9 protein-coding genes are annotated in these 11,534 nt (G+C 61.1%); 4 read left to right on the top strand and 5 right to left on the bottom strand.

The window, feature by feature from the left end; genetic code table 11:
• Window positions 1–23: 23 nt before the first annotated feature.
• The 5 genes from JNL55_RS24665 to JNL55_RS24645 all read right to left on the bottom strand — a co-directional run bounded on the left by JNL55_RS24665 (window position 24) and on the right by JNL55_RS24645 (window position 6,777).
• A complete protein-coding gene (locus JNL55_RS24665; RefSeq protein ID WP_293860531.1) occupies window positions 24–1,742 on the bottom strand; it encodes a gamma-glutamyltransferase in 1,719 nt (572 codons plus the stop codon).
• A complete protein-coding gene (locus JNL55_RS24660; protein WP_293860528.1) occupies window positions 1,739–2,251 on the bottom strand; it encodes an SRPBCC family protein in 513 nt (170 codons plus the stop codon). The genes JNL55_RS24665 and JNL55_RS24660 overlap by 4 nt, the downstream gene beginning before the upstream one ends.
• Complete coding sequence (locus JNL55_RS24655; RefSeq protein WP_293860525.1) at window positions 2,251–3,441, bottom strand: serine hydrolase domain-containing protein; 1,191 nt, start codon at window positions 3,439–3,441, stop codon at window positions 2,251–2,253. Before JNL55_RS24655 ends, JNL55_RS24660 begins: the two co-directional genes overlap by 1 nt.
• A 12-nt stretch (window positions 3,442–3,453) precedes the next feature.
• Window positions 3,454–5,568: a TonB-dependent receptor gene (locus JNL55_RS24650; protein WP_293860522.1), complete on the bottom strand. Its 2,115-nt coding sequence runs from the start codon at window positions 5,566–5,568 to the stop codon at window positions 3,454–3,456.
• A 153-nt stretch (window positions 5,569–5,721) separates the two neighbouring features.
• Window positions 5,722–6,777: a helix-turn-helix domain-containing protein gene (locus JNL55_RS24645; RefSeq protein ID WP_293860518.1), complete on the bottom strand. Its 1,056-nt coding sequence runs from the start codon at window positions 6,775–6,777 to the stop codon at window positions 5,722–5,724.
• Window positions 6,778–6,943: 166 nt separating this feature from the next.
• Between JNL55_RS24645 and JNL55_RS24640 the strand changes: the two genes are divergently transcribed.
• The 4 genes from JNL55_RS24640 to JNL55_RS24625 all read left to right on the top strand — a co-directional run.
• Window positions 6,944–8,122, top strand: coding sequence for a M23 family metallopeptidase (locus JNL55_RS24640; RefSeq protein ID WP_293860516.1), 1,179 nt, complete (start codon window positions 6,944–6,946; stop codon window positions 8,120–8,122).
• Window positions 8,123–8,229: 107 nt separating this feature from the next.
• Complete coding sequence (locus JNL55_RS24635) at window positions 8,230–8,748, top strand: RNA polymerase sigma factor (protein WP_293860513.1); 519 nt, start codon at window positions 8,230–8,232, stop codon at window positions 8,746–8,748.
• A 10-nt stretch (window positions 8,749–8,758) separates the two neighbouring features.
• The gene (locus JNL55_RS24630) at window positions 8,759–9,856 is read left to right on the top strand and encodes a FecR family protein (protein WP_293860511.1); all 1,098 of its coding nucleotides are present in this window, start codon (window positions 8,759–8,761) and stop codon (window positions 9,854–9,856) included.
• 122 nt (window positions 9,857–9,978) lie between these two features.
• The coding region (locus JNL55_RS24625) for a TonB-dependent siderophore receptor (protein ID WP_293860508.1) at window positions 9,979–11,534 on the top strand (1,556 nt) is incomplete at its 3' end.

Here is an 11,534-nt window from a genome sequence, read left to right as displayed (position 1 = left end):
CGTTCGCGCGCTGGGATGGAAAATTAGTAAGCCGCAGCCTGCCCATTGTTATAGCTGGGCGAGATTGCCACGAGCTCACCGGTGGCCGGATCGCGCTGGATGGCGATCCAGAGTCCTTGGAAAAACCGAGCATCCAGAGGTTTGATCTGCTGCACGTCGAGCCCGGATTCGTTCAGCACTTCCTCTGGAAACTCACCCGCCACGACACGGAGGATCAATTTCTTGAAATCACCTTCCGGTGACATCGGCGCGAGCAACCGTGGCGCATTGGCGGCCTGCTCGATGCTCATGCCGTGATCGATGATGTTCAGTAGCGATAGGGTCGACTGATAGTGCAGGCCCATGCCCATCGATGACCAGGCGATTTCTGGCTGACCGTTGTTCAGGATCAGGCCGAGTTCGATGGGATTGGGCATCTGTGAACCGCGCGGAGTGGCGGCGACGAGTGGCTGCAAGTAGGAGCCGGGGTCGCCGATGGACACGCCATCGACGACGATGGCGGTGCGGCCCCAGATCAAACAATTGATGGAGTGGCACAGCGACACCATGTTGCCGTCGCTGTCGATCGCCACCACATCATCGGAGTGTACGCCTTTCGGCTGGAAGCTAATCAGTGCTTCGTGTGCCAAGCGTGCCCACAGTTTCGCAGCGTGGTCCTGGCTCAGGCGAGCCGGCCAGCTCAGATCGAAGCCGGGACATTCGTTCTGCTGCTCTTCGGGGCTCTTGTTATAGAACAGACCCATCGCCGAGCAGCACTTGGCGATTCGCACCAGACTGTCGCCCGACGCGGACCAGTGCGGCCGTTCCTGCAAACCGGCCGCAGTGGCCAGGTTGATGGCTTCGGCTAGGTTGATCGAGCCTTCGCAAGGCGCGCCCAACAACGCCAGCGTACGCTGGCCGCGTTCGATCACGACCGGCTCGGACCAGATGGGCCGATAGCGGGCCAGATCTTCGAGCGTCATCTTGCCGCCGTCCGCCTGGATCGCAGCGATGCACCGAGCGGCCCACTGGCCCGTGTACATATAGTCGGCGCCTTCGGCAGCGACACGGCGCAATGTTTCAGCCAGCGCTGGCTGCCGGAAGTGGTCGCCCACACCATAAGCTGTGCCGTCTGGTTTGTAGAAGATCGCGCGGGTCTCGGGCAATCGCGCGAGGTCATCCTTGCGAGTCTCGATATATCGAGCCAGCGTCGGCGATATCAGAAACCCATGCTCGGCCAGCTCAATGGCCGCTTCGAACAGTCGTGCAAAGGGCAGTTTGCCGTGACGACGATGAGCTTCCTCCAGCCCACGCATGAAACCGCCGACCAGCGCAGTGCGGCCCGAAGGCGCGCCCGAACCCAGCATGCTGGCAACACTTTCCTTGCCCCGCTGCATGTCCCCTGGAATCGATAGCGGATCGTCTTCGCCAAGCACAGTGTTCCAGCTGGCATTGAGCGACGTTGTCTCGCCGGTTGCCGCGTCGTGATGCATCAGATGCAGGATGCCGAAGTAGCTGATCACTGCGCCGCCGCCCAACACGATCTGCGTCAATGCCGTGGCCAGCGCGGCATCCATTGCCGAGCCTCCTTGGCGCAGAGCTTCGACGCCGACGCGTGCGGCGAGCCCATGAAGTGCAGTGGTTACTGCTCCGTGATTACCGCGAGCGGGCGGATTTCCGGGCAACGGGTTTTGTTGAATCTTCCACCAGCGATCTTGCTCGGCTTGCGGCCAAGCGGACGGGGCCAGCGTCGGAGTCGTCATTCGGTGCCTTCCAGGCGTGTCTTGATTCGCGCCAGAAATCCGGCGAGGTGGGTGTCGGAGTGGCTCTTGATCGCAGCGATGGCGGTGGCGACACTAGCCTTGTCGAGCTTTGCCGATGCATCGATGCCAGCGCGGGTGTGACAATCCATCGTGTAGCGGGTGGCGCCAGCGATTTCCTGCGCCTGATAAGTGACATACACCTGCGCGCCGCCGGGCTGCGATAGATAGTCGGCGAACAAACTGAGGCGTCGCGCGGAGTCGTCGATCTCGGTGATGTGGCAAACGCGGTTATCGACCACCTTGTCGTCTTGCTCCAGCCACATGCGATAGCTGCCGAACACAGCCGCTGGATCGTCGAGGGGTTCGATGCAGTAGCCCAGCTCACGCCAGCGTTGGGCGTCGACAAAATGTTCCAGGATCAGGCGCCAGACCCGATCGGGCGGCACCGCGATGTCGATGGCCGCGTGATTGACGATGGTCACCGGAAGGTACAGACCAGTCATGCTCATCAGGCCTTCGCTAATGCGCGATAGACCAGGTCCTCCGCCATCAAGCTCAGTGGCTTCAGCTCCGTGTGTGGCATGGCTCGATGAGTCATGCCGACGAACACGATGTCATGCTCGGGATCCGCCCAGAACCAGGTGCCGTGAGCGCCGGCCCATTCATAGGTGCCTTTGCCGACGGGCCTGCCGGCAGCCGAGGGATCGATACATACCCGGCCGTTCATGCCGAAGCCGTTGCCGCCACCGATGGTGTAATGAACGGTGTTGAAACTTTTCCGGAGCAGTGCGTCGGGCAGCATGTTGCCCAACATCAGCGCGACGCTCTCCGGTTTGAGAATGCGAGTGTCGCCGAGACTGCCTCGACCCAGCAGCATGCGAGCGAAGCGCGCATAGTCGACCGCGGTGGAACGGAATGAACTGCCGCCGATCGGGAAAGTTATCTCCTGCATTTCCAGCGTATTGCCGGGCCGGAGACGACGAGTAGCGGCATCCATCGCGTAGCCTGGAACGAGCCGTGCATTCTGTGCGTCGCTCAACGCGAAGCCGGTATCGTGCATGCCCAGCGGCGCGAAGATGCGCTGCTCCAGAAAGCGATCGAAGCGCAGTCCGGTGATCTTCTCGGCGATCGCTGCCTGCAGATCCACCGCAAAGCTGTACTCCCAGCGCGTGCCTGGCTCGTACATTGCCGGCACTCGAGCATATTTGCCGATCAGGTCCGACAACGATTTGGCATTCAGAAGATCCAGCTCGACCACCACCGCCATGATTTCTTCCAGCGTGTTACCAAAGCCATGGCCACTGCTGTGAGTGAACAGATCGCGCAACAGGGGCTCGCGGGTCGCGCGACTGCCGGCCTTGGCGAAGTCGCGGAACTCTGGAAGATACGCCGAGACTGGATCGTCGAAACGCCACTTTCCCTCTTCATACAACAGCAGCATGGCCACTGCGGTCAGCGGTTTGGTCATCGAGTAGAGCCGGAAGATGGCGTCGGTCTTCAGGACCCTGGCGCTCTCGATGTGGCTATAACCGATCGCCTCATGCAACACGACTTTATCGCCACGGGCCAGCAGGATGACGGCACCGGGCAGATTGCCGTTGCCGACCGCGGCGTGCAGAAACAAACGCAGGTCCTGCAACGGTTCGGATGAAAAGCCGGCCTCGGAAGCGGTGCTGGGCACGAATTCGAAAGTGCTCATGCCGATGCCCCGTTAGAAGCGCGCATGCAACGACACGCCGTACACGCGCGGACGTTGCTCGATATTCTCCACGAACGTACCGAAGGGGCCGTTTAACACCGGAGTGTCATCGTCGAGCGCGTTGTTCACGTACAGCGCTACACCGTAGCTCTTGAAATCCAGCCCGATGCGAGCGTTCAGCAAGTCCCGCGCAGGCGTGATGCTGATCTGATCGAAAACCGGACTGCGCAGCGTGGTTCGCGATTCGCCGCCGTGTTGGAAATCGATTCGAGCGGTGAATGCAGTGGCTTCGAAGACGGGACGGCGATAGTCGACGAACGCCGACCAGCTCTCGTTCACTGCCCAGTCAGGCGGATCGCCGACGGCCTTGTCGCCATTGGCAGGGACTTCCTTGTATTCAAGATTGTTCCAACCGTAGGTGGCGCCGAGCCGCAAGTCTCGGCTGACATTGATGACGGCCGACAAGTCTGCTCCCCAGCCTTGGATATGGCCGCCATTGGTGGTGACGGTCAAACCGGCCGGTGTGAAATAGTTGGTCTGCACATCCTGCCAATCGTTGTAGTAGACCGACGCTTCCAGATTGAGCAGGCCGTCGAAGTACGCGCCCTTGGAGCCCAGTTCGTAGCTCCAGAGTTGTTCCGGGTCGTAGGTCGGTGTGGTGAGCGAGGTGCCGTTGAAGCCGCCGCTGCGGAAGCCTTTGGCAGCGTTGAAGTACAGCAACGACCGATCGCTCAATTTATAACTGAGATTGAGTCGAGGGTTGCTGGACGTGAATGTCTCGGTCCCGTCTACGCCGGTCGGTACGCCGAATGAAAGCTGTTCGACGACCCGTTCGCTGCGATCGTGGAAATAGCGCAGGCCCACGGTCGCATTGAATCGATCTGTAAATTCATAACCCACCTCGCCCCAGAATCCCCAGGTGCGTGTCTGATCTCGTTGCTGATAGTCGAGCAGCGTGAAGGGCAGGGGATTCGGCGCGGTCGGCGCTTGGTTACGAACGTCGATATCGAAATCGCGATAATCGATGCCTGCTGCCCATGACCAGGCGTCGTCGTTCTTGGAGACCAGCCGCAGCTGGTTGGTGAAGATTCTGGTGTCGTACTGGCCGGGAAAAGAAACCTCGGTGATAAAGCCCGGCGGGTAGCCGAACAGCGCCAGCGCCGGCACATAGAACGGACTCAGGTCGAGTTGCGTATCCACCGAATAACGCAGATAGCCCGGCGTTTCGATCAGTTCGGCGAAGCCCAGGTCGTAACGAAACACCACCGACGCCAGGTCGTACTTGGTGTTGAGGTAGGTGGGCACCGTCCACGCGGTGCTACGGTCGCTGCCGAAGTGCTGGTTGTCCTGATCCGATTCTTGATGCAACAACAGCAGACTCACATCGGATTTGTCATTGAGTTGCACCAGGAGTTTGGCGCGCGCCGTGGCGATTTGATAACCGTTGATATCCTGCTGGCCGGTCGCGGGGCGGTCGATCCAACCGCCTTGATCTTCGTAGCCCACCGCGACTCTCAGTGCGGCGCGATCCTGCACCAGCGGCACGTTGACATGACCGTTCACGAGCCAGCCATTGTCGCCGTCAGCAACGCTCATGGCTTCCGCATTCACGCTGGCCGAGGCTTGCCCAAGATCCGGCGACGCTGTGACGTAACGAATGGTGCCGCCCATCGAGCCGTCACCGTACAGCGTCGGTTGCGGGCCGCGCAGCACTTCGACACGCTCCATGTCGATCAATCGCAGATCCAGGCCCACGACCGTTTGGTCGATGTTGATGGGCATTTCATCCAGATATTTGCCCACGGTCGGGCGCCCGACCACACTGGAGATGCCTCGCAGCTGTACATGCTCGTTGCCGGGTCCATATTCGAGTGCCGACAATCCCGGCACCGAGTATTGAACGTCCTGCAAGTTGTTGGCACCCCGCGCTTGCATGCTTGCGGCATCGACGGCGCTGATGGACAGCGGCACGTCTATCAGCCGTTCGGCGCGCTTTTGCGCGGTGACGATCACTTCCTCGATGTTTGCAACGGCGCCATCGTCGGCGGCGCTTGCAGGGACGAAGGGTGTGCAAACGATGGCGGCGGCGCTGCCGAATAGTGCGGCGGGTAGGACTCGGACGTGCATATCGACTCCCCAATTGGCGGTCGCTCGGCTGACCAGGGCCTCGCGACCTTGTGCGACGATCCTCAGGCCGATGGGGCGGCGATGCTTAAGCGGGATCGCGCGGGATTTTTGATTTTCCACCCGCTCGGTGGGGCCGAGCGTCGGGGTGGCGGCTCAGGGAGCGGGGGTTGCTACGGCGCCGCGTCGGCGGGTGCGCATGGGGGTTTCGCCGAACTCTTTGCGATAGGCCGTCGAAAAGCTGGCGTGATGTTCATAGCCCAGCGCCAGCGCGATTTCGATGATGGGCAGCCGAGTTTCGGTGAGCAGCCGGCGGGCCCTGGCCATGCGTGCTTTCAAAGCTGCGTCCCGGATGGTGCAGCCATGCACCGATCGATACATGCGACGCAGATGGTTGCTCGATACGCCGACCTCTTCGGCAATCTCTTCGACGCTGACTTGGCGGTCCGAGCGCGACAACTGCGATTCCACGGCTGCGGCAATGCTTAGTGCGTTGGTGCCCGCGCTTTGCTGACGACGAGTGCTATCGGCGATCACGGGCGCCGCCAGAATGTGGCAGATCAACTCGCGCGCCTTGGCTTGCAAATACATGTTTCGCAGCTGTCCTTCATACGGGGCATGTTGAAGAGCGGCGCATGCTTCGATTGCCGGAGCTTCGGCTGCAGCTACGCGTACTGAAGGATTCGCAGCACCGTCGCGCCCTGATTCCGTTGGCAACAGAGGCAGTGCGTCGCGGCTCAACCCGAAGGCGCGCAGCGCTTCGGTGCTACTGAATACCAGCGAGACGATTTCCTGCTTGACCCCGGGCACGTACTCGCCATTGGATTGGAACGAGGAGGGATAGGACATGACGATGGCACTGGGGCCGGAGACGCACAGCGTGCGATTCCCCAAATGCGCGCGGTAGCCGCCGTCCAGGTTCAAGGTGAAGGTCACCTGTCCGTCCTGCTGGCCGGCCACCGTGATCGGCCGCACCAGTTGGAAGCGTGACATAACCAACATGACACCGGGGGCGAGCCGCACCAGCCGCGAGTGGCCGGTGCCCACTTCGGGGCGCAGGGTCAGGACAATTTCGTCAGAGAATTGCTGAGGGGAGGCTTCGAATACCGGAGAGTCGGGGACTCGTCGGGCGGTGCATTGATGTTCCAGGCGATCGAACGCGTAGCGGATCAATACGCTCCGCGCCTGAGTCTGGCTGTCGATGGCTGCCACGTCGTTCAGAACTCCGTTGCGTTGCTGTCGCGGTTCATCATGGACCCATCCAGGGTGGAAAATCAAAAATCCGCTATCGCCGCCACCTGGTGGCCGGCGTTGTGGCCTGCTTGGACGCCGGGATCTGACTAGAATGACCTACCTCAGCCAGCTTAAGGGATCCCAGATGAGATCACCGATGTATGCCGTTGCGGTTGTTGGCATGGCCTGTTTGTTCTCTGCCTGGCCGTCCAGCGCACCGGCTGAGGAAGCCGCCAGCCCGCCCAAGCAGACGGGGCCCACCACCAAGCCGTTCACTGTCGCAATGGACGTGAATGTGCCGCTCACGCCGACCGCTTTCAGCGCGGGTGGCAAGGCGCATCTGGCCTACGAACTGCATGTCACCAACATGGGTCAATGGGACCTGTTGCTGTCAGCGCTCGAAGTGGTCGATGGCGACAATAACTCCCGAGTGCTCGCCAGCTTCAGCCAGACCGATCTCGAAGGCATGATGCCGCGGCAGGGTAGCGACAAGACGACGCTGGCAGCGCGGAAGGCCGGTGTCATTTTTGTTTGGGTGACATTTGATCGCTTGCCGGACGCGCCGCTCAAGTTGAGCAATCGATTCAAGGTCAAGCTGGGCGACTACCCGGAGACGCTCGAGGTTCAGACTCGTCCGCTGGCCGTTGCCAAGAATTCGCTGGTGATCGGCGCGCCGCTGAGCGGCGATCATTGGGTAGCTGCCAACGGTCCATCCAACAAATCTGGGCATCGTCGTGCGCTGATTCCGATCGATGCTCACGCCGCCATCGCGCAGCGCTTTGCCATCGACTGGGTGCAGCTGGGCAAGAATGGCAAGACCTACGGCGGCGATCCGAAGGACAACAAGAACTACTACGCCTTCGGCCACGATGCATTGGCAGTGGCCGACGGAGTCGTCGCTGCGGTGTTGGATGGCGTTCCGAACAATGTGCCAGGCATCGACTCGCGTGCTCAGCCGATCACGCTGGCCAACGTAGGCGGCAATTTCGTCCAGCTGGACGTGGGTGACGGGCTGTATGCGTTCTACGCCCATCTGCAACCTGGGTCGCTGCGAGTCAAAGTAGGAGACAAAGTGCGTCGTGGCCAGGTGCTCGGCCTGGTGGGCAACACCGGCAACTCCACCGAGCCGCACCTGCATTTCCATATTTCCAACTCGCCCGAGCCGCTGGCCGCTGAGGGCTTTCCTTACGCGTTGCCCGCTTTCGAAGTGCAGGGCTCGGTGCAACTGCTGGGCGAGGAGATCAAGGCCGAACTCGCTCCGAAGGGCAAGTCCGAGCAGCGCACCGAGGCGATCCCGGCGGACGGGGAGATCGTCAAGTTCTAAAAGTGAGCACGGCACGGCAGCCGGAAAAACATTTTCTGCGAGGGGGTATAAAGCCCCCGGGGCGCAGGCTCTTATTCTGCTGACGTCCTTCCGTGCCGAGGTCGCAGTTGGCTGCCGAAGACCCTAAAGACTTTTTGACGGCGCTGGTGAGCAGCCAGGCAGACCCGCTGCGCCGTTTTTTGCTCAAGCGGGTGCGCAATCCGGCGGATGTTCCGGATCTGGCGCAGGAGGTGTTCCTGCGCATGCTACGGATTCCGGATCACGAGGCGATCCGGTCGCCGGAAGCCTATCTATTCACCGTTGCCCAGCACGTAGCTCAACAGCATGCGCTACGCGAGTCGAGCGCGATGCCGGCCGTGGATGCCGCCACGATGCTGACGGAGTTGCCCGCCAACACCGACCAAGATCCGGCACTGCAGGCGAGTGCGGAGCAATGCCTGGAGGAAATCGACCGGGCGCTGGCGCGGTTCTCACCCAAGGTGCGTGCCACGTTCATTTTGCATCGTCGCTACGGGCTGTCGCTGCAGGAGATCAGCGAGCGGCTGGGCGTGTCTTTTCCGATGGCGAAAAAGTATCTCGTAAAGGCGTTGCTGCAATGTCGACAGCACATAGACCGGGCGGATTGAAAGCGTGATCATGGAACAGCACACGTACGCCAAGTTCAGTCCTCAGATCCACGAGCAGGCCACCGAGTGGCTGGTGGAGTTCCGTACCGGCACGCCCGATGAGGCGGCTCGGCGCGCTTTCCATGCGTGGCTGATGGAGTCTCCCGCTCATGTGGAGGCCTATCTTGAAGCTTCGGCGCTCTGGAGCGTCAGCGCGCAAGCGGGCGCGGCCGAACAATGGACGGAAGATGCGTTGATCGCGCAGGCCGTTGCCGAGCCGGACAACGTTTTTGCTCACCCCAAGTTGTCGGCCACGCCGCCCGCGCAAGAAACGAATCGGCGGCGCGGCAGGTCAGGGCGTTTCGGTATGGCTGCAGCCGCTTGCGTGCTGATGAGCATCGGCGGCGCTCTCGCCGGGTGGCAGTACTTCTTCGCTCGGGCGATCTACTCGACCGATGTTGGTGAGCAGCGGTCTTTCACGCTGTCGGACGGTTCCATCGTCAATTTGAATGCGCGATCGAAAATTCGTGTGCACTACGGCGACCACGAGCGTTTGGTCGAGCTGGTCGCGGGTCAAGCGCTGTTCACGGTAGCGAAGAATGCGCAGCGACCTTTCATCGTTCGCACGGCCGCTGCGGAAGTGCGTGCTGTGGGAACGCAGTTCGACGTGTATCGCAAGGCTGAGGGCACCGTCGTTACTGTGGTGGAAGGGCGCGTCGCCGTCACCTCCGCAACGAACGGAGCAGTGGAACTGGCCGGCAAGTCAGCTTCGCCAGAAGCCGCTTCGGGCAAGATGCTGCTGAGCGCGGGCGAACGAGTCACGGTACAGAAAAACACACTGCGCAAACAGACGCAGCTCAATACGCAGACGGCGGTGGCCTGGACGCAGCGCCAGCTGGTGTTCGAGTCCACGCCGTTGGCCGAGGTGGCCGAGGAGTTCAATCGCTATAACGAGCGGCCGCTGGTGGTGTTGGACACCGACATGCAGCGCTTCGAGATCGACGGCGTGTTCTCTTCGACGGACTCAGCCTCGCTGGTGCGCTTTCTGCGCACCCGCCCCGGCGTGAGAGTCACGGAGAGCAACTCGCAGATCGTGATCGAAACCGCCAACACCGGGGCGGTCCACTGAACAGACGGAGTAAAATATTTGGCCCGGGGTATAAACCACCGGGCTGCGACTCTCTTCTCTCCATGAGTGCGCTGCTTTCGCAGCCTGCTCAGCCGATATACAAACAAATGGGGAGAGAGCTCGTGCGCATCGCTACCGTTGCAACGATGTTGTGTTTATCGATGGTCGGGCATTCCGCGGCTTCCGAAGCGCGGGCGGTCATCAAGCAGCCGACCAACATACAGCCGCAGAATCTGGGCGCTGCGCTACGCAGTCTGGCGAAGGAACGAAATTTCCAGGTGGTGTTCGCTTCTCGAGACGTCGCCAAGCTGCGTACTCAAGGCGCGGTGGGCACGCTGACCGACGATGAAGCATTGACGCAGGTTCTCGATGGCACGGGTCTGGTGTTTCGCTATCTCGATGAGAAGACCGTCACCATCGTGGTGGACGGCGAATTGGATTCCACGGCCGGTCTGCAACTCGACCGGACCACCTGGGCGTCGGATGGAACATCGTGGACTCGCTTGGCGCAGCTCGGTGGCGACAATGCGCGTAACGGCGCTCAGGAAGTGTCCGCATCCGACACGCTCGAAGAAGTCATCATCACCAGCACCAACATGCTGATCTCGGTGGGCAAAACTCCGGCCTCGGTCCGAGAGACGCCGCAGTCGGTGAGCATCATCACCCGCCAGCGCATCGAAGAGCAGAATCTGGTGACGTTGGAAGACGTGCTGAAAGAAGCGCCTGGATTGACGACGCAGATGCAGGGGATGGGACAACAGCGGTTCTATTCGCGTGGTTATGAGATCTCGGTGGTGCAGTTGGATGGCGTGCCGACCCAGCACAGTCCCTGGAATGTGCTGACTCCCGATCTAGTGATGTATGACAGAGCAGAAGTCCTGCGCGGCGCTGACGGACTGTATAGCGGTGCGGGCTCTCCTGGCGGTACCGTGAATCTGGTGCGTAAGAAGCCGTTGAACAGGTTTCAGCTCACCGGAGCCGCAGTGCTGGGTTCCGAGAATCATCGTCGCGCCGAGGCGGACGTCACCGGCCCGTTGACGGAGTCCGGAAAGTTGCGCGGTCGCCTGGTGGGTGCGTATGACGATCGAGAGTTCTTTTACGATATCGGTGAGGAACGCAGCACGACGGCCTATGCCGCGCTGGCATACGACCTGACAGCGAGCACCGCCATCACGGCAGGGCTGGAGTATCGCAATGCCGAGGGAATTCCATTCATGTATGGCATGCCGCGCTATGCGGACGGCAGCAGTCTCGGGTTGTCGCGGTCAACGTTTCTGAATCCGGCCTGGAATCGGCGTGACTATCAAGGTGTGACCACGCACATCGAGCTGGAGCAGGGCCTCGGTTCGGATTGGATCGCGCGGGTCACCGCGACGCGAGTGGATGCGCAGATGAAGTACAAGGAAGGTCATCTGATCTGGAGCAGTGTCGGTGCCGACGGGACGTCCTATCCGGAAGCTTATCTCGCGAAGTACGACGACGTGCAGTCGGGGGTCGAGGTGCTGCTGTCGGGTACGGTGAATCTGTTCGGCCGTAGCCACGATTTGCAGGTCGGCGCCAACTGGCAGAAGCACAACTACACCTGGGACGATCAGCCGCTCGACGTGGGTAACCAGCCGCTCGACCTGTTGAATTGGAACCCGTACGCCCTCGCCGAACCGCGTGACGATCAAACGCT

It is taken from the genome of Steroidobacter sp., assembly GCF_016790065.1.
Lineage (GTDB): Bacteria > Pseudomonadota > Gammaproteobacteria > Steroidobacterales > Steroidobacteraceae > Steroidobacter.
This window is presented reverse-complemented; position numbering and strand designations above follow the sequence as displayed.